Origin of the sequence: Streptomyces sp. NPDC059695, from assembly GCF_042733785.1 — a bacterium.
In the GTDB taxonomy this organism is placed as follows: Bacteria; Actinomycetota; Actinomycetes; order Streptomycetales; family Streptomycetaceae; genus Streptomyces.
Window position 1 is genome coordinate 59959 of sequence record NZ_JBHWFF010000015.1, and the last position, 20498, is coordinate 80456.

Annotated in this window: 22 protein-coding genes and 1 pseudogene; 13 read left to right on the forward strand and 10 right to left on the reverse strand. The window is 73.3% G+C overall.

What is annotated here, in order from left to right:
* The first annotated feature begins 67 nt into the window (after positions 1-67).
* Both ACFV2S_RS20095 and ACFV2S_RS20100 read left to right on the forward strand, forming a co-directional pair.
* Complete coding sequence (locus tag ACFV2S_RS20095) at positions 68-730, forward strand: helix-turn-helix transcriptional regulator (RefSeq protein ID WP_385560586.1); 663 nt, start codon at positions 68-70, stop codon at positions 728-730.
* 32 nt (positions 731-762) lie between these two features.
* Positions 763-1263 (forward strand): DUF3291 domain-containing protein, encoded by a 501-nt coding sequence (locus tag ACFV2S_RS20100; protein ID WP_385560589.1) that lies wholly within the window; start codon positions 763-765, stop codon positions 1261-1263.
* Between the two features lie 22 nt (positions 1264-1285).
* Here the strand turns inward: ACFV2S_RS20100 and ACFV2S_RS20105 are convergent, their stop codons facing one another.
* From ACFV2S_RS20105 to ACFV2S_RS20125, 5 genes are all read right to left on the reverse strand, one after another.
* On the reverse strand, positions 1286-1981 hold the full coding sequence (locus tag ACFV2S_RS20105) for an alpha/beta hydrolase (RefSeq protein WP_385560592.1): 696 nt from the start codon (positions 1979-1981) through the stop codon (positions 1286-1288).
* A gap of 40 nt (positions 1982-2021) precedes the next feature.
* Positions 2022-2453 (reverse strand): hypothetical protein, encoded by a 432-nt coding sequence (locus ACFV2S_RS20110; RefSeq protein WP_385560595.1) that lies wholly within the window; start codon positions 2451-2453, stop codon positions 2022-2024.
* 118 nt (positions 2454-2571) lie between these two features.
* Positions 2572-3390, reverse strand: coding sequence for an SDR family NAD(P)-dependent oxidoreductase (locus ACFV2S_RS20115; protein ID WP_385560598.1), 819 nt, complete (start codon positions 3388-3390; stop codon positions 2572-2574).
* A gap of 127 nt (positions 3391-3517) precedes the next feature.
* Positions 3518-5722, reverse strand: a complete 2205-nt coding sequence (katG, locus tag ACFV2S_RS20120; RefSeq protein ID WP_385560949.1) for a catalase/peroxidase HPI — start codon at positions 5720-5722, stop codon at positions 3518-3520.
* Positions 5723-5860: 138 nt separating this feature from the next.
* The gene (locus ACFV2S_RS20125) at positions 5861-6787 is read right to left on the reverse strand and encodes a SigB/SigF/SigG family RNA polymerase sigma factor (RefSeq protein ID WP_385560601.1); all 927 of its coding nucleotides are present in this window, start codon (positions 6785-6787) and stop codon (positions 5861-5863) included.
* 185 nt (positions 6788-6972) lie between these two features.
* On the opposite strand from ACFV2S_RS20125, the gene ACFV2S_RS20130 reads away from it, so the two are divergent.
* Positions 6973-7311, forward strand: coding sequence for a DUF3040 domain-containing protein (locus tag ACFV2S_RS20130; protein WP_385560604.1), 339 nt, complete (start codon positions 6973-6975; stop codon positions 7309-7311).
* Positions 7312-7397: 86 nt separating this feature from the next.
* Here the strand turns inward: ACFV2S_RS20130 and ACFV2S_RS20135 are convergent, their stop codons facing one another.
* The gene (locus ACFV2S_RS20135; protein WP_385560606.1) at positions 7398-7553 is read right to left on the reverse strand and encodes a hydrophobic protein; all 156 of its coding nucleotides are present in this window, start codon (positions 7551-7553) and stop codon (positions 7398-7400) included.
* Positions 7554-7727: 174 nt separating this feature from the next.
* On the opposite strand from ACFV2S_RS20135, the gene ACFV2S_RS20140 reads away from it, so the two are divergent.
* From ACFV2S_RS20140 to ACFV2S_RS20155, 4 genes are all read left to right on the forward strand, one after another.
* Positions 7728-7859, forward strand: coding sequence for a hypothetical protein (locus ACFV2S_RS20140; RefSeq protein WP_385560609.1), 132 nt, complete (start codon positions 7728-7730; stop codon positions 7857-7859).
* A 317-nt stretch (positions 7860-8176) separates the two neighbouring features.
* Positions 8177-8971, forward strand: coding sequence for a polysaccharide deacetylase family protein (locus ACFV2S_RS20145; RefSeq protein WP_385560612.1), 795 nt, complete (start codon positions 8177-8179; stop codon positions 8969-8971).
* Positions 8972-9043: 72 nt separating this feature from the next.
* The gene (locus ACFV2S_RS20150; protein ID WP_385560615.1) at positions 9044-11230 is read left to right on the forward strand and encodes a hypothetical protein; all 2187 of its coding nucleotides are present in this window, start codon (positions 9044-9046) and stop codon (positions 11228-11230) included.
* Positions 11231-11396: 166 nt separating this feature from the next.
* A complete protein-coding gene (locus ACFV2S_RS20155) occupies positions 11397-11702 on the forward strand; it encodes a hypothetical protein (RefSeq protein ID WP_385560618.1) in 306 nt (101 codons plus the stop codon).
* 100 nt (positions 11703-11802) lie between these two features.
* Here ACFV2S_RS20155 and ACFV2S_RS20160 read toward each other — a convergent pair whose 3' ends face one another.
* Positions 11803-12294, reverse strand: coding sequence for a carboxymuconolactone decarboxylase family protein (locus ACFV2S_RS20160; protein WP_385560621.1), 492 nt, complete (start codon positions 12292-12294; stop codon positions 11803-11805).
* A 118-nt stretch (positions 12295-12412) separates the two neighbouring features.
* Between ACFV2S_RS20160 and ACFV2S_RS20165 the strand changes: the two genes are divergently transcribed.
* Positions 12413-13336 carry a pirin family protein gene (locus ACFV2S_RS20165; protein WP_385560624.1) on the forward strand — a complete coding sequence of 308 codons (924 nt, stop codon included), beginning with the start codon at positions 12413-12415 and terminating at the stop codon, positions 13334-13336.
* Positions 13337-13437: 101 nt separating this feature from the next.
* Here the strand turns inward: ACFV2S_RS20165 and ACFV2S_RS20170 are convergent.
* Positions 13438-13758 (reverse strand): annotated as a pseudogene (locus ACFV2S_RS20170) (aldo/keto reductase); the annotation flags it as partial.
* A gap of 68 nt (positions 13759-13826) precedes the next feature.
* Between ACFV2S_RS20170 and ACFV2S_RS20175 the strand changes: the two are divergent.
* The 5 genes from ACFV2S_RS20175 to ACFV2S_RS20195 all read left to right on the forward strand — a co-directional run bounded on the left by ACFV2S_RS20175 (position 13827) and on the right by ACFV2S_RS20195 (position 19017).
* A complete protein-coding gene (locus ACFV2S_RS20175) occupies positions 13827-14084 on the forward strand; it encodes a hypothetical protein (RefSeq protein ID WP_385560952.1) in 258 nt (85 codons plus the stop codon).
* 178 nt (positions 14085-14262) lie between these two features.
* Positions 14263-14685 (forward strand): SAV_915 family protein, encoded by a 423-nt coding sequence (locus ACFV2S_RS20180; RefSeq protein WP_385560627.1) that lies wholly within the window; start codon positions 14263-14265, stop codon positions 14683-14685.
* An 8-nt stretch (positions 14686-14693) separates the two neighbouring features.
* Positions 14694-16043 (forward strand): diaminopimelate decarboxylase, encoded by a 1350-nt coding sequence (gene lysA / locus ACFV2S_RS20185; RefSeq protein ID WP_385560630.1) that lies wholly within the window; start codon positions 14694-14696, stop codon positions 16041-16043.
* 247 nt (positions 16044-16290) lie between these two features.
* Positions 16291-18129: an APC family permease gene (locus ACFV2S_RS20190; protein WP_385560633.1), complete on the forward strand. Its 1839-nt coding sequence runs from the start codon at positions 16291-16293 to the stop codon at positions 18127-18129.
* A 132-nt stretch (positions 18130-18261) separates the two neighbouring features.
* Positions 18262-19017, forward strand: coding sequence for a DUF4118 domain-containing protein (locus ACFV2S_RS20195; protein WP_385560636.1), 756 nt, complete (start codon positions 18262-18264; stop codon positions 19015-19017).
* Here ACFV2S_RS20195 and ACFV2S_RS20200 read toward each other — a convergent pair.
* On the reverse strand, positions 18995-19531 hold the full coding sequence (locus ACFV2S_RS20200) for a hypothetical protein (RefSeq protein ID WP_385560639.1): 537 nt from the start codon (positions 19529-19531) through the stop codon (positions 18995-18997). The two genes, ACFV2S_RS20195 and ACFV2S_RS20200, sit on opposite strands and share 23 nt — an antisense overlap.
* Before the next feature lie 54 nt (positions 19532-19585).
* Positions 19586-20365, reverse strand: a complete 780-nt coding sequence (locus ACFV2S_RS20205) for a GNAT family N-acetyltransferase (RefSeq protein WP_385560641.1) — start codon at positions 20363-20365, stop codon at positions 19586-19588.
* Positions 20366-20498: the final 133 nt, after the last annotated feature.

A 20498-nucleotide genomic window follows, 5' to 3' on the forward strand; every position in this document is an offset into this window, starting at 1 on the left:
CACCCGTCGGTGCGCGGCCCGGAAGACCGCTTCTATCGCCAACCCGCGTTGTTCCTAGAATGGACCGGTGAAGGACATCGACGCGATCGCGGTGCTGCAGGATCCGGTGCGGCGCCGACTGTACGAGTACGTGGTGGCGCAGGGCCGTGAGGTCGGGCGCGACGAGGCCGCCGAGGGGGTCGGGGTGGCGCGGACGCTGGCCGCGCACCACCTGGACCGGCTGACCGGGGCCGGACTCCTGGAGAGCGGCAGCCGTCGCCTCACGGGGCGCTCGGGCCCGGGGGCGGGGCGGCCCGCCAAGGTGTATACGCGGGCCCCCGCCGAGCGCTCGGTGTCGCTGCCCGGCCGTGACTACCGCACCGCGGCCGACCTGCTCGCCGAGGCCGCCGAGGAGGCCGGGCTCGACGCCGGTCTCCGCGCGGCGGCACGCCGCCGGGGCGAGGCGCTGCGCGGGGCGGAGGGGCCGCGCGGCCTGGAGGAGGCGGCGGCACTGCTGGCCGCCCGCGGCTACGAGCCCTACGTGGAGGGCGACGGGGAGCGGCCCGTCGTCCGGATGCGCAACTGCCCCTTCCACGCCGTCGCGGAGCGCTTCCCACCGCTCGTCTGCGGCATGAACCTCGCCCTCCTGGAAGGGCTGCTGGGCGGGGACGAGTCCGTCCGTGCCCGGATGGACGCCAGGCCGGGGGAGTGCTGCGTGGTGGTCGAGCATTCTAAAAACAATGATCATTGACATAGAAAAGCGGGCCGTGCTGGGATGAGGCCATGACCACATCCACGGCTGCCCCGCACCTCGCCCAGCTCAACGTCGCCCGGCTCCGCTTCCCCCTCGACGACCCGCGCGTGGCGCCCTTCGTCGCGCTGCTCGACCCCGTCAACGCCGAGGCCGACGCCGCGCCCGGCTTCGTGTGGCGGCTCGTGGAGGACGGGGAGGCGGACGCCACCGGCCTGCGCCCGCTCGGCGACGACGTGATCGTGAACCTGTCGGTGTGGGAGAGCCAGGAGGCGCTGTGGGACTTCGCCTACCGCAGCGGGCACCTGGAGGCCATGCGCGGGCGCCGCGACTGGTTCCACCGGCACGTCGAGTCGCACCTGGTGCTCTGGTGGGTCCCCGCCGGACACGTCCCGACCGTCGCCGAGGCCGTGGAGCGGCTGGCCGACCTGCGCGCGCACGGGCCGTCCCCGCGCGCCTTCACCTTCGCCTCGTCCCACACCGCCGCCGAGGCCGCCGCGCACGCGCGGGGCGGGGAATCGGCGGCGGTCTGAGGCGGGGAGCCCGCGCCGGAGGTCAGCCCGCGGTGCCCTTCACCGCGTCCTCGATCAGGTCGACGACGGCCTTGGCCTGTGAGGCCAGCGAGGCGTGGCTCGCGTCGAGTTCGACGGTCTTGCGCGGGTTCATGCGCGCGGCCATGCGACGCTCGTTGTCGGGGTGGATCATGCGGTCCTGGGTGGACACCTGGTACCAGACGGGCTTGGTCCGCCAGGCCGGCGCGGTGACGGTGTCGCCGAACGTCGAGGCGAGCGGGGCCTTCTGGGTGACGGCCATGACGAGCGCCTCGTCGGGGGCGAGGTCCTGGGCGAAGCTCTCGTGGAACTTGTCCTGCGCGATCCAGAGGTAGCCGTCGGAGTCGGGGGCGATGTTCGCGACCGCGGCGGGCGGCTTCTCCTCGGTGATCCCGCCCGGGCTCTCCCCGGCGTCGGGCGCGAAGGCCGCGATGTAGACCAGGGCGGTGACGTGGGGCAGGTCGCCCGCCTCGGTGATGACGGCGCCGCCGTAGGAATGGCCCACGAGGACGACGGGGCCGTCGACCTGCTTCACCATCTTGCGGGTGCGCTCGGCGTCGTCGGCGAGCGAGGTCAGCGGGTTCTCGACGGCGTGGATCCGGTCGTATCCGCGCTTGTTCAGTTCGACGATGACGTTCGCCCAGTGTGCGGCGCCGCCCCAGAATCCGTGGACCAGGACGATGGCGGGCTTGTCGCTCATGGTTGTCTCCTTCTCGATCCGTCTTCGGCTGTGCGGAGGGTCAGCGGGTGGTCTCGGCGGCGTCGTCGACGAGGAACCAGGACGGGATCGTCTTCCACGCGGCCGCCGTCGCCTTCTCGGCGAAGCCCGCGGCCGAGACCGGGCGCTGCTCGACCGCCATGAGGCGGGTCTGCCGCTCGGGCGGGTCGGCGGCGAAGACGTCGTGGAACCTGTCGTTCTGGATGGAGAGGTCGGTGCCGTCGCCCGCGTTGTCGGCGTAGGGAACGGGGCGCACGGCCGTCCCGAGCTCGCTGCCGGGGAACCGGGTGGAGAGCTCGGCGGGTGACTCGCCCGTGTCGGGCATGGACGCGGCGACGTACACGAGCGCCTTGACGTTCGGGTTGCCCCGCTGCCGCAGGCCCTCGGCGACCGCGTTCCAGCCGGAGGCGTCACGGCGGGAGACGGACGTACGGCCGGGGGCGAGCGGGGACATGCGGACTCCTTCAGCGTGCGGGCATCACCGAGAGTGAGTCTGCTGTGCCGCGGTCGGGGCGGCGCGGTGCGCGGTCCAAGGGGGTGACGGCACCGCGCCCGGCGGGACCAGGTCTCCCTCAGTGGCGTCCGACCAGGTCGTGGGTGAGTCGCATCAGGCGCTCGCGCGCCTCCCTGTCGTAGGCCTGCTCATGGGCCCGTGCCTCGGTGAACCGGTCGAAGTAACGCCCCGTGACCGTGGCAAGGTCCGGGTCCAGGAGGAGCCGTACGGTCGGGCGGACCCCCTCCTCCGTGGTGGTGACGGGAGTGAGGCCGTGGGCGCGGACGCCGGGCGTGTCCATCAGATGGGCGGGATGGAGGGCGTTCACCGTGACTCCGGTGCCGGCCAGTTCGGCCGCCAGCTCGAAGGTCGCCATGATCATGGCCAGCTTGCTCCGGCAGTACGCCCGCAGGCCCTCGTAGTCCCGCTCCAGCATCACGTCGTCGAAGTCGAGGGCGTCCTGGCCCACGGAGGCGACGTTGACCACCCGCGCCGGAGCCGAGGCGGTGAGCAGCGGCAGCAGGGCGCGGGTGAGCGCGTACGGCGCCAAGTGGTTGACCGCGAAGCGGAGTTCATGGCCCTGCCGGCTCAGCTCCCGGACGAGCGGCCGCTCGCCGCCTCCGGCCACCGCGTTGTGGATCAGGCCGTCGAGGCGCGGCTCGGCCGCCCGGATCCGCGCCGCCATCGCGTGCACCCGGTCGAGGTCGGAGAGATCGGCGAGATACGTACGGACCGTGGTGCCGGGGCCCGCGGCCCGCACCTCCGCGGCCACGGCCGCCAGCCGTTCGGCGTTCCGGCCGTGCAGGAGGAGCGTGCCGCCGCGGGGCGCCAGGTCGAGCGCGAGCGCGCGCCCCATCCCGTGGGTGACGCCGGTGATCAACGTGGTGTGCTGGGTCATGGCGACCACGGTGGATCACCCGGCGCCCCGCAGACAGTGCGTACCGCACCTGGTGTCGGCACCACCAGGCTCCGGCGGGGCACACGGTCGCGGAAGGCCCGGCCGGGCCTTCCGCAACCGTCCGGACTCAGCGCAGGTCGAACCGGTCCAGGTTCATCACCTTGTCCCACGCGGCCACGAAGTCGCGCGCGAACTTCTCGCCGGCGTCGGCCGACGCGTACACCTCGGCGAGCGCCCGCAGCTGGGAGTGCGAACCGAAGACGAGGTCGACCGGGGTGGCGGTCCACCGCACCTCGCCCGTCGTCCGGTCGCGGCCCTCGAAGACGTTCTCCTCGGTCGCCGACGCCTTCCACTCCGTGCCCATGTCGAGCAGCCCGGCGAAGAAGTCGTTGGTCAGCGCCTCCGGCCGGTCCGTGAAGGCGCCGTGCGACGACCCCCCGAACCCGGTGCCGAGCACCCGCATGCCGCCGACGAGCACCGTCATCTCGGGCGCGGTCAGCGTCAGCAGACTGGCCCGGTCGAGGAGCAGGGTCTCCGGCGACAGCTTCTCGCCCGCCCGCAGGTAGTTGCGGAAGCCGTCCGCCCGGGGTTCGAGCACCGCGAACGACTCCACGTCGGTCTGCTCCTGGGAGGCGTCCGTCCGCCCCGGCGCGAACGGCACCGTGAGGTCGTACCCGGCGTTCTTCGCGGCCCGCTCCACGGCCGCGCACCCGCCGAGGACGATCAGGTCCGCGAGCGAGATCCGCGCCCCGCCGGCCGACTCCAGGTCCGCGCGGATCCCTTCGAGGGTCTCGACCGTCCGCGCCACCTCGGGAAGGTCGTTGACCTCCCAGTCCTTCTGCGGCGCGAGCCGGATCCGCGCCCCGTTCGCACCGCCGCGCCTGTCCGTGCCGCGGAAGCTCGCCGCCGACGCCCAGGCGGTGGTGACGAGCTGCGCGAGCGACAGCCCCGAGTCGAGGATCCGGGTCTTGAGGGCGGCGACCTCCGCCTCCCCGACCAGCGCGTGGCCGACCGCGGGGACCGGGTCCTGCCAGAGCTGCGGCTCGGGGATCCACGGGCCCAGATAGCGGGACAGGGGGCCCATGTCGCGGTGCAGCAGCTTGTACCAGGCCTTCGCGAACGCGTCCGCGAGCTGGTCCGGGTTCTCGTGGAAGCGCTTCGCGATCGGCGCGTAGACCGGGTCGAGCCGCAGCGAGAGGTCCGTCGTGAGCATCATCGGCGCGTGCCGCTTCGCCGGATCGTGCGCGTCCGGCACGGTGTCCTTCGCCGCCGCGTCCTTGGGGGTCCACTGCTGGGCGCCCGCGGGGCTGGTGGTCAGCTCCCACTCGTACCGGAACAGGTGGTCCAGGTAGCCGTTGTCCCACTTCGTCGGCTCGGTGGTCCAGGCCCCTTCGAGCCCGCTGGTGAGCGCGTCGGCGCCCTTGCCGCTGCCGTACGTGTTCCGCCAGCCGAGGGCCTGCTGCTCCATCGGCGCGGCCTCGGGCTCCGGGCCGATGTACTCCGGGTCGACCGCGCCGTGACACTTGCCGAAGGTGTGGCCGCCGACGATGAGGGCGACGGTCTCCTCGTCGTTCATCGCCATGCGCGCGAACGTCTCGCGGATGTCCCGGGCGGCGGCGACCGGGTCGGGGTTGCCGTTCGGGCCCTCCGGGTTGACGTAGATCAGGCCCATCTGCACGGCGCCGAAGGGGCCGGTGAGCTGCCGGTCGCCGCTGTAGCGCTCGTCACCGAGCCAGGTGTCCTCGGGACCCCAGAAGATCTCCTCGGGCTCCCAGACGTCGGGGCGCCCGAAGCCGAACCCGAAGGTCCTGAACCCCATCGACTCCATCGCGCAGTTGCCCGCGAAGACCAGCAGGTCGGCCCAGGAGATCTTCCGCCCGTACTTCTGCTTGACCGGCCACAGCAGCCGGCGCGCCTTGTCGAGGCTCGCGTTGTCCGGCCAGCTGTTGAGCGGCGCGAAGCGCTGGGCGCCCCGGCCGCCGCCGCCCCGGCCGTCCGCGATGCGGTAGGTCCCCGCGGCGTGCCAGCTCATCCGGATGAAGAGGGGGCCGTAGTGGCCGTAGTCGGCGGGCCACCACTCCTGGGAGTCCGTCATCACGGCGAAGACGTCCCGCTTCAGCGCCTCGACGTCGAGGCCGGCGAACTCCTTCGCGTAGTCGAACTCCTCGCCCATCGGGTCGGACAGGGGCGAATGCTGGTGGAGGACCTGGAGGTCCAGCTGGTTCGGCCACCAGTCCGCGTTGGTCTTGGGCCGGGTCTCGGTCGGGGTGGGTGCGGGAATCGCCGGGTTCTCGCTGTCGCTGCCGGGCACGTGGGTCCTTCTTCCGCTCATCGTGACGGTTTCGGCGTCCGTCATGCTCGCGCACGGGGGACCGCGTGGCCGTGAGAACACGCAGAGCCACGCCGACCGACGGAAATGATCAGAAGCAGGGATTTTCGGACGAAAGGACCAGTCCGTGTCGGAGCGGGGTCAGCCGCACGGGCCGTCCGCCGCGGATGCGTCCTGGAGGAGACCGTCCCTGAGGTCGCCCAGGATGCGCGTGAGCAGCCGCGAGACGTGCATCTGGGAGAGGCCGATCCGGTCGCCTATCTCCGCCTGGGTGAGCTCCTGGCCGAAGCGGAGCTCCAGGATGCGCCGGTCGCGGTCGCCGAGCCGGGCGAGCAGGGGCCGCAGGGCCGTCAGCGACTCGATCAGTTCGTACGAGGGATCCGTGTCGGCCGGCCGGCGGGTGCCCGCGCCCGCGCCCTCGTCGTCGGCGGGGGCGTCCAGGGACCGGGCCGCGTAGCAGCGGGCCGCGAGCTGCCCCTCGGCGACCTCCTCCTCCGTGAGGTGCAGCTCCGCGGCCAGCTCCGCCCGGCTGGGCAGGCGGCCGAGGTCCTGCTCCAGGCCGTCCGCGGCCTTCGCGAGGTCGAGGCGGAGTTCCTGGAGCCGGCGGGGCACGCGCACGGCCCAGCTGGTGTCCCGGAAGAAGCGCTTCATCTCGCCGACGACGGTCGGGAGGGCGAAGGCGGAGAAGTCGACGGCGCGGCCCGGGTCGAAGCGGTCGATCGCCTTGATCAGGCCGACCGTGCCGGCCTGGACGATGTCCTCCGTGGGCTCGGCGCGGTTCCGGAACCGGCGGGCCGCGAACTTGACGAGGCTGAGGTTCAGCTCCACCAGCGTGTTGCGGACGTACGCGTGCTCCGGCGTCCCCTCCTCCAGTGCCCGCAGCCGCGCGAACAGCGCCACGGACAGGGATCGCGCGTCGTCCGTGGAGACGGCCGTCGGGCGGACCGGCTCGGGGAGCCCGTCCAGCGCCCGGCGGCGCGTCGCGGCACCGGCGGCGACGGGCGTGGCCCCGGGGCGGGGGGCGGTTGAGGGTGAGAACTCCGAGCGGTTGCCTGCGGTGGACGTCATGAGGGCTCCTTCGACGGTGGCGAGGGGCCTGCGCCGCCGCCCGCGGGGCGGCGGCGGGGGTCCGTCGGTCGAGCGTCCTGCATAAAGGATGCCCTTCTTGGAGTGTTTTGACACGATTGACGGGAGAAGCGCAGAGGTGCGGCGCGCTCGCGTCGGCCCGCGGTGACCGGGAGGAGGTGTCCGCTATGGACGAAGCCCGGCTCACGGCGCATGAACGTCGCGTTCTGGCGGAGATCGAGGAGGCGCTGGAGCGGGACGCGTCGCTCGCGCGCACGCTGCGCACGATGCGGCCCCCACGCCTGTCCGCGCCCTCGGTCGCCGGCACCCGCCGCCGCCTTCCCGTCCTCGGCGTCGCCGCGCTCGGCGCCGTGACCCTCACGCTGCTCGTGCTCGCCGTCGCCACCGAGGCGCCGGCGCTCATCTGGGCGTTCGCCGCCGTGTGGGTGCTGACCCTGTTCGCCCTGCTGATCGTGATCGTCCGCCGGATCCGAGGGCGGGGGACGGGAGCGCCCACGGAGAGGTGAGCGACCGGCCGTGCACCCCCGGCATCACCCGCCGCCGCCCCGGACAGCGAACCGGGGCGGCGGCGCGTCCTGCGGGCGAACCGGGATCACCAGCGGTACCAGCGGCCGCTGCCGCTGCGCATCACGAAGCCGAGCAGCCACAGCACCAGGACGGCGATGGCGACGTACCAGAGCACCTGGACGGCGAATCCCGCGCCGAACAGCACCAGGATCACGAGGAGGACGAGGAGAAGGGGAACCATGGCTGCACCTCCGCTGCCTGCGGGGCCCGGCCGGTCGATGGCGGCGCGGGAACCCCGTACCGGCGCGGCTGCCCCCTTCCGCGGAGAACATGCGCGCCGGGCCCGCACGACCGCGGTGACGTCCCCGTCGTGCGCTCCGGCGCCGATGCGCGCCCGGACACGCAGCCCGCACGGGTGACAGCGGACCGTCACGACACCGTCATCGGGCCGGGCGGCGCCCTGAACGGCGACCGCCCGCGGACCGACCCCGACACCCGGCGCCGTGTCCCGGCGACCGTCCCGCCACCCGCCGCCGACGGGACCTGACGCGGAGTCCGGACGCCCCACGGCCGTCGGCGCGGCACGCGGGGCCCCGGCGGCCCGGGCGACGGCCTCGTCGCACTCTCCCGCCACCCCGGCGACGGTCATGCCCACCGTGCGCGACGTCACACCCCGCGAGCGTCACCCCCGCCGACCGTCCGACCCCCGTGCGCGGAGGGCGACTTCACCCCGCGTCCGCCCGCGCCCGGCCCCGGGGCCGCCGGTCGTCCGTCAGTTGATCCGGATTCGGTGAAACCTTGCAGCTCCTCGTACCGTCCTCTCACCAGGGAGAGGGTCGGAACCGACGGGGAGTGGGGATTTCCATGGGGCAGGGCAAGTACACCGCACACATAGCCGTGGTGGCGTCGGCGGTGGGGCTGAGTCTGGCGGTGTGGGGCGCCGCGGCGCTGATGGACAGTGAGGCCGCCGCCAAGATGGGGGACGCGCCGGCCTCGCAGGGCCCGGCCGGGAAGCCCGGGGCACCGGCCAAGGTGCCGCCGCGGAAGGTGCCCGAGAGCATCGCGCACGCCGCCGAGGCGGGAGGCACGGCCGTGAACATCACCATCGACGACGGCCCGGACCCGCGCTGGACGCCCCAGATGCTCGACATCCTCAAGGACAACGGCGTCAAGGCCGTGTTCTGCATGATCGGCCCCCAGGCCGAGCAGCACCCCGACCTCGTCAAGCGGGTCGTCGCGGAGGGCCACCGGCTCTGCGACCACACCATGACCCACGACACCACGATGGACAAGAAGTCCGTCGCGTACCAGAAGCAGCAGATCCTGGACGCGAAGCGGCTCATCGAGAACGCGGCCGGGGGAGCGAAGGTCGACTACTACCGGGCCCCGGGCGGCGCGTTCACCCCCGACAGCCGCAAGATCGCCGCCGCCGCGGGCATGCGGCCGCTCGGCTGGAACGTGGACACCAAGGACTTCGAGCAGCCGGGCACCGCGGCCATCGTCCGCACCGTCAAGAACGAGCTGTCCAACGGGCCCACGATCCTCTTCCACGACGGCGGCGGCGACCGCAGCCAGAGCGTCGCCGCCCTGCGGCAGGTGCTGCCGTGGCTCAAGCAGAACGGACACGCCTTCAGCTTCCCCGTCATCACCGCGCCCTGACCCGCGACTCTGCCCGCCCCACGGCCCGAAATCCGCGTGCACCGGGCCGTGCGGGGCTGACAGCATGCCGGAATGGTCCACGCTCTCGAACGTCTGGTCGTCCGGCACACCCTTCGCCTTCCCCTCCCGGCGGCCACCGCCGCCGGTGACGGGCGGGGCCACGGGGACGTCGCGGCGCGGCGGTTCGACGCCGCCCTGATGTCGGTCGGGTTCAAGCTCTCGGCCGGGCTGCTCGAAGACCTGTCCCGGCTGCCCGAGGAGACGGTCGTCTCCGTCGCCGCCCGCACCCTCGACACCGTCCGCGAGCTCGTCGGCGACCACGTCCGGCACAACGCGTACTTCGTCGACTTCCCGGCCAACGTGCCCGACACCTTCGACTTCTGGATGCGCTGCCTCGCCGAGGCCCTGGACGACGACACCGCGCGCCCCCGGGTGCTCGACCGGCTGCGCGCCGGCGTGCTCGACCTCCTCACCCTCCCCTCGTACGGGAGCTACCGCCACACCTACGAGGAGATGCTCGCCGCGCACGACGAACTGATCGCCGCGGCCGGCGACCGCGTCACGGTCCTGCACCGCGGCGGCGCCCCCGACGACGAGATCGCCGCCCTCTACCTGTCCCTGGCCGGGAGCACCACCCCGCTCGGCGACGACCACCGCGGCGACCTCGCACGACTCGCCGCGCACCTGGTCGACGGGCCCCAGCCCGACGCGATCCCCGTCCGGGAGCACCGGGCCGTCGTCAACCGCGCCCGCCTCGACGCCGGCGCGGACCTCCTCCTCGACACCGTCACCGACGTCCTGCGCCTGGCCTGCGCCCTCTCCGACGGAGACGTCGGACTGTACGAGCCGACCCGGTTCCGCGCCCTGTCCCGGCCCCTCCGGCGCGCCCTGCTCGCCGGCCTCGACGCGGTCGTCGCCGAGACCCCCGCGAAGCTCGGCGACGTCGCCGCGCACCGCGAGGCGTGGAAGCGCCTCGGGGAGCGGCTGCACCCGCACGAGTACCCGCGGTGGCCGCACGCCGCCGAGGTCTTCGCCGTCGCCCGCGGCGAGCGGAAGGCACCCTCCTTCGAGAGCCGCGTCGAGGAACTCCTCGGCCGGGACGACGTCGTCGGCGCGGCCGAACTCCTCACCTCCGCCCCCGGCCGGCTGCTGCGGGCCCTCGACCGGCTGCTGTGCGCGGCGGACGGGCAGAGGGAACTCGACGCGGTGCTGGCCGCGTTCGAGAAGGCCGTTCCCCAGGTCTCCGGCCGTGTCGTCCTCTCGCTCCGCGAGCACGTCCAGAACCGCACGGGCGCGGAGGGGGACCGGCGGGTGTTCGTCAACCGGCTCGGAGCCGCCTGGGTCACGCCCGACACCCGCCCGCCGCTGCCGCCCGCGGTACGGGAGCGGCTGTGCGCGGTCCTCGACGCCGAGACGCGGCGCCGGCTCCCCGCACCGGGACACCTGCTCGTCGACCCCGCCGTCCTGGACGTGGCGCTGCCGCTCAGCGGCAGGGCGACCGCGGCGGGGCTCGGCGTCCTGCCGCGCGGCTCCGTCTCACCGGTCGAGGGCGAGCTGCTCCGCTTCTTCACGTACTGGAAGCAGACCGGACTCAGCACCGACTACGACCTCTCGGCGCTGGTCCTGGACGACGACCTCGCGACCGTCACCTGGCTCTCGTACACGGCCCTCTCCGACGTCGAGGGCGTGCACTCCGGTGACATCACCGACGCACCCGACGGCGCCTCGGAGTTCATCGACCTGCGGCTCGGCGCGGTCCGCGGCAGCTACATCGTCCCGCAGGTGAACCTCTTCTCCGGCGAGGACTTCGAGACGGTCGAGGAGTCGTTCTTCGGCTTCATGCTGCGCGAGACCGAGCAGCGGGGCCGTCCGTTCGAGCCGCGCACGGTCCGGATGAAGTCCGACCTGCGCGGGCCCGGCCGGGTCGCGCTGCCGCTCGTGTTCCAGCGGGGCGAGGACGGCGGCTGGCGCGCGCGGTGGCTGCACCTGTACCTGCGGGGCACCCCGTCCGCGAACCGGGTCGAGGAGAACCGCCTCTCGGTCGCGGTCCTGCTCCGGGGCCTGCTCGCCCGCACCCCGCTGACGGTCCGCCACCTCACCGGCCTGATGGCCGCCGAGGCCACCGCGACGACCTGGTGGGACGGGGCGACGCTGCCGGACGGGCCCGTCACGTACATCGGCCTGGAGCGGCCCGACGGCCTGCCGCCGGGCTCGCGCGTCCTCACGCCCGAAAATCTGCGCGACCTGATCCCCGCCTGACTGCTACGGTCGTCGCAGGGCGAGGCCATGGAGGGGCTTCCTTCTCAAACTCCTTGAATTAGCCTCTCCGCTCTCCTCACCCGTCTTCTTGGCGCCGGGACCCCCGTTCGGACGGTGAGTGCGGGGGCGGGCCGTGTCCCGCGGCAGGCGGGCCCGTTGTGAGGGTGTGACCTCTACACGACGCATCTCCTCGATCCTCGCCGTCGCGGCGGCCTTCTCGTGCCTGGGCGCGTCCGCGGCCTCCGCCGCGAGCGCCGCCGACACCACGGGACCGCTCGGCCCGAAGGTGAACCCCGTCAGCGAGCTCGACGCCCTCACGATGACCGGCATCCCCGAGGAGTCCCGCGGGCGGTTCCCCGGCATCGCCGAACAGCTGGGCGGGCTCAGCCGGGTGAACGAGCTGGGGCAGCTGCGCCAGCTGACCGACCTGGCGGCGCCGGCCACCGGCCTCCTCCCGGAGATCTCCACCTGACCGATCCGGACGACCCACGACACCAAGGTCCGGCGCCCCGGCGGCGCCGGACCTTCGCCGTGCCCGGGGACCGGTGCCGGGGGCCTGTGCCGGGGGCCGTTCAGGACGTGGGGACCGCGACCCGCACGGGGTGCTTGCTGAGGATCGACACCCGGTTGAAGGCGTTGATCGTGATCGCTACCCAGACGACCGCCGAGATCTCGTCGTCCGTCAGGGACGCGCGCGCGGCCGCGTAGGCGCGCTCCTGCGCGAGGGCGTCGGCGGGGGCCGTGGTGGCCTCCGCGAGGGCCAGGGCCGCGCGCTCCCGCGCGGTGAAGAGCGCGGTGTCGCGCCAGGCGGCGAGGACGCCCAGGCGGCGGGTCGTCTCACCGGCGCGCAGGGCGGCCCTGGTGTGCACGTCGAGGCAGTACGCGCAGCCGTTGATCTGGGACACGCGGAGGTTGACGAGCTCCACCAGGAGGCGGTCGAGGCCCGCGTCGGCGGCCGTGGCGCGTACCGCCTCGGCCGTCTGGACCAGCGCGTGATAGGCCTGGGGGCTCTGCTTGTCGACATAGACCCGCCCGTCCGCCGTGGCTCCCGCCGTGTCGTTCACCGTGTGCTCCTTCCCGAGGTCTCACGACCTCGCCGGCCGACCGTGCGTCTCACCGTCGTGAGGGCTATCATCGTCCATGATTGTTGAAAATGGAACTACTTCTACGGAGGGGTCGGGGATGAGCACCACGGAGATCGAGGTCCTGACGGCACGGGACGTCCCCCTGGGCGGGCCGCGCGCGATGACCGTACGGCGCACGCTCCCGCAGCGGGCCCGGACACTGATCGGGGCCTGGTGCTTCGCCGACCACTACGGCCCCGACGACGTCGCCGAGTCCGGCGGCATGGACGTCGCACCCCACCCGCACATCGGGCTGCAGACCGTCAGCTGGCTGTTCAGCGGCGAGATCGAGCACCGCGACAGCCTCGGCAGCCACGCGTACGTGCGCCCCGGCGAGCTCAACCTCATGACCGGCGGCCACGGGATCAGCCACACCGAGGTCTCCACCCCCCGCACCACCACCCTGCACGGCGTACAGCTGTGGGTGGCCCTCCCCGAGGCGCACCGCAACACCGCGCGGGACTTCCAGCACCACGCCCCCGGGACCGTCCGCGTCGACGGCGCCGACATCCGGGTGTTCCTCGGCTCGCTGGCCGGCTCGGTCTCCCCGGTCCGCACCTTCACGCCGCTCCTCGGCGCCGAACTCCTCATCGACGCGGGGGCGACGGTCACCCTCCCCGTGGACCCCGCGTTCGAGCACGGACTGCTCGTCGACGAGGGGGAGATCCGCCTGGCCGGCACGCTCCTGCGCCCGGCCGAGCTCGGCTACGCGGGCACCGGGGCCGCGACGCTGACCCTGACCAACACGTCCGGCACCCCCGCCCGCGCGGTCCTCCTCGGCGGGACCCCGTTCGAGGAGGAGATCGTCATGTGGTGGAACTTCATCGGCCGCAGCCACGAGGACATCGCCGAGGCCCGCGAGGAGTGGGAGCAGGCCTCCGACCGCTTCGGAGAGGTCGACGGCTACCCCGGCGGCCGCCTTCCCGCCCCCGCCCTCCCCAACGCCCGGATCGCACCCCGCAAGAACCCCGCGCGCCGCTGACCTGTGGCTTTCATCGTCGAGCCGACGGAGGGGACGAGGGCTGCCCCGCCGTGCCGGCGACCGTCGCCGCGCCTGCGGGAGGGGCGTATCGCAGTCCCTCCCGTGAGCTCGAAGTCGAAGACGTCGATGTTCTCGGTCATGCGTTCGGCGCGGACGGACTTGGGGATGGCGACGACGCCGCGCTGGGTGAGCCGGCGCAGCACGACCTGGGCGACGGACTCGCCGTACTCCCCGCCGATCTCGGCGAGCAGCGGGTGGGTGAACAGATCGTTCCTGCCTTCGGCGAAGCCGCCCCAGGACTGGATCCGCACGCTGTGCTCGCGCATGAGGTCCTGGTGGCCGGCGCGCTGGAAGAAGGGGTGGGTCTCGATCTGGTTGACGGCCGGGGTGATCCCGTTGTTGATGATCAGGCCGATCAGCCGGACTTGATGGCGCGGCCCACGGCTCCCGCCTGCGCGCCGTCGCCGGGACGGCACCCGACGCCCAGGACCTGACCGCCCTCGTCTGCGAGCTCCTCCTCAAGCGCCCCGACTTCGCCCGGCTGTGGGAACGCCACGAGGTCACCAGCCGCAAGCCCGCACAGACGACCTCCCACCACCCTCACACTCACCTCCCAGTCCATGCAGCTGGAGCGCGCCCGCAGCCGTGCCCCACCGGGAGGTTCCGCACGCATCACCCTGACCGCTGTTCTCACGAACGGTCCGTTTCCCGGAGCAAGACCGGGAACGGGTCGATGAAGCGCCGTTGATGCCACCTTCGGTACGGCTTCCGTCAGGAGCGCGTCACGGTGCCGGGCAATCCCGTCAAGCACGCGTCAGTGAGGTGACCGCACCCCGGCCAGGCGGGCATAGCTTCGTCTCGGAGGACGCACGGCCGACCGGCCGGGCGGCACCGCACCTTCTTCTCCTTCCGCGAGGGGCACTGCCATGTCCGATGTCGAGTACTCCGAGGACCCCGAGCCTTCCGAACGCGTCCCGGCCGGACCTCTTCTCGTCCCCGTCCGGTCGGGACCCGCGGGCTGCAGCGCCCGCCTGTTCCGTACGCCCCTGGGTGACCGGACCGCCGTCGGTTTCACCTCCGAGGCCGGACTCGCCGCGACGCTCGGCCCCGACCACGCCTGCGTCAGGCTCTCCGAGCCCGCACTCCGCGCCCTCGTGGCACCTCTGGGTGTCACCGCCCTCACCGTCGACCCGCAGTTCGCCGCCTCTGGGGTGTCGAAGCCGCGCGGCGTCTCGAAGCCCGGCGGAGGCGAGGGTTCCTGGCGGACGTGGGACCCCCGGCACGTGGGCGCCCTGCGGGTGGCGGGCGTCGCCGCCGTCATCGCGTGCATCAACCTCTTGACCGGCTGAGGAGCATCGTGTCCATATCCCTTACGGCACCCCAGGTGCCGTCACCCGCGTCGCCCGAGACCGACGGCCTGTCGATCTGGCCGCGCTCGGCCCGTCCCGAGCACGGGGGCGACGTGACCGTCGCCGGTGTGCCGCTCGCCGATGCCGCGAGCCGGTTCGGCACCCCCCTCTACGTACTGGACGAGGACGAGGTCCGGGAACGCTGCCGCACCTATCGCACCGCGTTCCCCGGGGCCGACGTCGTCTACGCCGCGAAGGCCTTCCTGTGCCGGGCCATGGCCCACTGGGTGCAGGAGGAGGGCCTGGGCCTGGACGTGTGCTCGGCGGGCGAGCTGACGCTCGCCGTCACCACCGGCTTCCCGCCCGAGAAGATCGTCCTGCACGGCAACGCCAAGAGCCCCGAGGACCTCGACACGGCCGTGCGGCTGGGTGTCGGGCGGATCGTCGTCGACAGCTCCTCGGAGATCGCCCGCCTGGCCGCGATCGTGCCGCACGGCTCTCGGCAGCAGGTCATGCTGCGCGTCGTGCCCGGCATCTCGGCGGGCGGGCACGCCAAGGTGCGGACCGGCACCGAGGACCAGAAGTTCGGCCTGTCCCTCACGGACGGCTCCGCGCGGCACGCCGTCGCCAGGGTGCTCGGCCGGCCCCGCCTGGAACTCGTCGGACTGCACTGCCACATCGGCTCGCAGATCACCACCGCCAAGCCGTACGTCGCCGCCGTACGCCGCATGATCGGCCTGATGGCGCGGATCAGGGAGCAGCACGGCGTCGCGCTGCCGCAGCTGAACATCGGCGGTGGCCACGGCATCGCCTACCGGCCCGGCGAGGAGAGCCTCGACGTGCCGCAGCTCGCGGCGCGCGTACGGGCCGAACTGCGGGACGGCTGCGCCAAGGTGAAGCTGCCCGTGCCCCGCCTCACGATCGAGCCCGGCCGTGCGGTCGTCGGACCGGCGGGGGTCTGCGTCTACCGGGTCCTCGCCGTGAAGCGCACCGGGGCGCACACCTTCGTCGCGGTCGACGGAGGCATGAGCGACAACCCCCGGCCCGCGCTCTACGGCGTCCGCTACTCGCCCCGTCTGATCGGGCGGCACTCCACGGCGGAGCCACGCCTCGTCACCGTGGTCGGCCGCCACTGCGAGGCGGGAGACATCCTGGCGGACGAGGTTCCGCTGCCCGAGGACGTCCACCCCGGGGACCTGCTCGCCGTCCCCGTGGCCGGTGCGTACCACCTGTCCATGGCCTCCGGCTACAACCTGGTCGGCCGACCGCCCGTCGTCGCCGTGAAGGACGGCACCGCGCGCACGCTCGTACGCCGCGAGTCGCTCGACGACATGAACCGCCGCGACATCGGCCTGTAGAACCCGATGGCCGGTGCCTCCCGGCCCGTCCCTCGCTCACCGTTCTCTGCGCGATGAGTGGTCTTGCCTGGGTGTCGCTGTCGCTCGCCGCAGCGGCGCTGCCCGCCCGCGTCGTCGATTCCGAGCCCCACGCGTCAAGAGCGCGTGAAGAGCGTCGCACCCGGCGCAAAGAACGCGCCAGGACGTGCGGGAACCACGCGGGCCGGGGGACACCCTGAGCGGACCTGAGTACGAAGGAGACACCCGCATGTCCGCTCTGACCACCGAGAACGGGGCCACGCCCGTCGCCGAGGAGCCGCCGGACACCGGTGCGCGCCACAAGCTGACGGCCGTCACCGGGCTTGCCGCGCTGTCGCTGGACGCGATGGCCTCGGTGGCGTACGGCCCCGAGGCCATCGTGCTCGTCCTCGCGACGGCCGGCGGCTACGGTCTCGGCTTCACGCTCCCGGTCACGCTGGCCATCGCGGGCCTGCTGGCGGTGCTCGTGGCCTCGTACCGGCAGGTCATCGCTGCGTTCCCGGACGGCGGTGGTTCCTACGCGGTCGCCAAGACGCACCTGGGCCGCCGGACGAGCCTCGTGGCCGCCGGATCCCTGGTCCTGGACTACGTCCTGAACGTGGCCGTGGCCGTGACGGCCGGCGTCGCCGCCCTCACGTCCGCCTTCCCCGAGCTCTACGGGGACCGCCTGTGGATCTGCCTCGCGGTCCTCGTCCTGATCACGGCGGTGAACCTGCGCGGGATCGTCGACTCGGCACGCGCGTTCATCCTCCCGACCGCCGTCTTCATCGGCGCGATCCTGGTGCTGATCGCCGTCGGCCTGTTCCGCGACGCGCCGGTCTCCGCGGCCGCCTCCGACGGCCACGCCTCCGTCCTCGCCGACAACGCCACCACCGTCGGCGCCCTGCTGCTCCTCAAGGCCTTCGCCTCGGGCTGCTCGGCCCTCACGGGTGTGGAGGCGATAGCGAACGCGGTGCCGTCGTTCCGCGCCCCCGCCGCCCGGCGGGCCATGCGCGCGGAGGTCGCGCTGGGCGGGCTCCTCGGGGTGATGCTGATCGGTCTGTCCGTGCTGATCTCCCGCTTCGGGCTCCAGCCGGTCGAGGGCGTCACCGTCCTCGCCCAGCTCGCCGACGCCTCTCTCGGGCACAACTGGGCTTTCTATGTCGTCCAGTTCGCCACGATGGTGCTGCTGGCCCTGTCCGCGAACACGTCGTTCGGCGGTCTGCCGGTTCTCCTGAAGCTGCTCGCCCGTGACAACTACCTGCCGCACGTCTTCGGCCTCAAGGCCGACCGCCAGGTCCACCGTCACGGTGTCGTCTGGCTGGCCGTCGTCTCCGCCGCCCTGCTGGTGTTCTCCGGCGGCGACACCAACACCCTCGTCCCGCTCTTCGCGATCGGCGTCTTCGTCGGCTTCACGATCGCGCAGACCGGCATGGTCCGGCACTGGCGCCGGGAGCGCGGACCCAAGTGGGCCGCGAAGTCCCTGCTCAACGGTCTCGGCGCGGTCCTCACCGGTGTCTCCGCGGTCGTCGTGACGGCCACCAAGTTCCACGACGGCGCCTGGCTGATCGTGATCGCGCTGCCCGTCCTCGTCCTCGCCTTCGAGGCCGTCCACCGCGCGTACGGCCGGATCGGCGAGCGTCTCGGCGTCGGCCGGATCCCCGAGCCTCCGCACCGTGAGCGCTCCCTCGTCCTCGTTCCCGTCTCCTCCCTGACCCGCGTCACCAGCGAGGCGCTCACCGCCGCCGTCTCCCTCGGCGACGAGGTCCGCGCCCTCACCGTCTGCCACGCGGACGCCGAGGACCTGGCGGCCACCGAGGCCCTGGAACGTGACTGGGCCCTGTGGAACCCCGGCGTTCCCCTCGTACGGCTCCGCTCCGAGCGCCGCTCCCTCGGCCGGCCCATCACCGCCTACGTACGCGATCTGGGGGCGACCGAACCCGGCACCCGGGTCACCGTCCTCATCCCGGAGGCCGAACCCGAGCGCCTGTGGCAGCGCGCCCTGCAGAACCAGCGGGGCGCGGTCGTCGCCCATGCCGTCCGCCGCGACACGGACGCCGTCGTCTGCCGGCTCCGCTTCCGCTGCTGACTCCGACCGTGCTCCGAGGATCCGTCGTCAGAGATCCGTCAAGGACTCCTCCGCCCGGTGCCATCCACGCCGCACCGGGCGGAGGCTTGACGTGTCGGGGGCAGAGGGGGGCCGGATCCTGCGAGGTGGATCATGAGGATGCCGCTTCGGGACACGTCCGCCGTCGCCGCCGGAGTCCTGGCACCGCTTGCCACGGCTCTGGTGCTGGTGCCGCTGCGGACCTCCGTCACGCACACCAATCTCGCGCTGCTGCTCGTCGTCGTGGTCGTCGCCGTCGCGGCGTTCGGCAACCGCTTCGCCGGCGCGCTCGCCGCCCTGTCGGCCGCCGCGTGGTTCGACTTCTTCCTCACCACGCCGTACCAGAGCTTCCACATCCAGGACCGCGCCGACATCGAGACCGGCGTCCTGCTCCTGCTCGTCGGCCTGATCGTGTCGCAACTGGCCGCGTACGGACGCACGATGAGGCGGGTGGCGGTCACGGACGCCACGCATCTGGAGCGGCTGCACGGCACCACCCGCCTGGCCCGCTCCAGTACGTCGTCCGACGACGTCGTCCAGCGGGTGCGGCAGGAGCTCGTCGAGGTGTTGGAGCTGCGGGGGTGTCGTTTCGAGTACGGCACGCTCGTCGGCCGTCCGCCGCGGCTCGAACCGGACGGGTCGGTGAAGGTCGACGGCTGGGTCTGGGACCTGGAGCGGCAGGGCTGGCCGGAGGGCGAGATCGAACTGCGCGCCCTCGCCCACGGCCGGTACCAGGGCCGCTTCATGATGACTCCGGAACCCGGCTCCGTACCGCCGTCGCTGGAGGCGCGCCTGGTCGCCGCCGACCTGGCGGCTCAGGCAGCCGCAGCGCTCGACGACGACAGTGTCAGTGCAGGCCCGAGACCGTGAAGACCGAGTGGGCGGTGTCCCGTTCGACCCGGCGCTCGAGCCGGTGGAGGTCCCGCACGCCGTCCCTCAGCGTGCCGTTCTCGCAGGAGGTCCGCGCGTCGTCGTCCAGCAGGAGCCAGAGAGGCGGGTTGGCGAGGAGCACGCGCAGTTCGACCCGGGCCACGGCACCCTCCGCATCCGTCAGCACGAGAGACCGCTCGATGCCGTCCGGCCAGCGGAGGACGACGAGCCGGTCGGTGCGCACCGTCGTCCGGGTCCACAGGGTCCGGACGGTCAGGCTGCCCGGCGCCGCGACGACCTTGGCGGGCAGCAGGACCATGAAAAGGATGACAGCCAGGGCGATCCACAGCAGCGTCGCGGGCAGGTGCAGACCGCCGTCGCAGACGTCCACGGTCAGCGACACCGCCAGGAGCAGGCCGGCGCAGCCGGTGGCGGCCCCGGCATGGCCGGCCCACTCGCGGTCCTGGACCGTGCGGTCCCCCGACTCCGGCTGCTGGGTGAATCGTGGCTCCATGGAACGGACGTTAGAGCGGCTGCGGCACCCTGCCGGCCCGTCCTGACGGGCTTCCTACGCGGCCGCGGCCGACGTTGACGCCCGGCTGACGGGCCCGGCCACGTGGTGGACGTACTCGTGGGCCAGCCGGAAGCCGGCGGTCCAGGCGAGGAGGCGGCTCGGGCGGTTGTCCCGGGAGCAGCTCCAGCCGGCGCGGTGGCCGCGGGCCGCGACGTCGGCGGTCAGCCCGGCGACGCACGCCAGGGCCAGGTGCTGACGGCGTTCGTCGGGCGCGGTGGCGCAGGCGACGTCCTCGTACCGGCTGCCGAGGTAGCGGGAGCAGGCCACCGCCAGCACTCTCCCCCTGCGGGTCGCGACCCAGCCGAGCCCCGAGGCGGCGAGGGCGGCGGGCCCTTCCCAGCTCTCGTGGATCCAGGCCATGGCCGGGTCGAGCGTCGTGAGCGCCGGGGCGTCCTCGGGGGCGAGTCTGCGGACGGTCACGCCCCGGGGCACGCGGGGGGTGACGGCGGAGGCGCGGTGGACGTAGAGCATCCGCTCCCACGGGACGAGTTGCTCGAAGGCGGCTCCGAGCACGGGCACGAAACGGCCGGGCGTCTCGACGTGGTGTCCGGCGAGCGGGGCCAGCTCGTCCGGGGTGATGGCGCTGGGATCGCCGGCGAGGAGGGCGTGTCCGCCGCAGGTCACGGCCACGACGCGGGGTTCCCTGGCGCGGTCGGTCCACCACTGGCCGTGGCCGGTGGTGAGGACGTGCTCGGCGAGAGCGCTGGTGCCGGGTGCGCCGGAGAGGAACACACGGGCGGGCGCCGGCGGTTGGTGGGACGCGTGCGGGATCACGGGACCTCCTGGTACGGAACGGGGGAGGGGGGGGGGCGCGCGGGGGGCGCCCCCCGCCGCGGCCCGGCGCCGGCCCGCCGCGCGGCCGGGGGGCGGGAGGGGGGGGGCGCCGGAGTGTAGAAAGCGCGGGGCT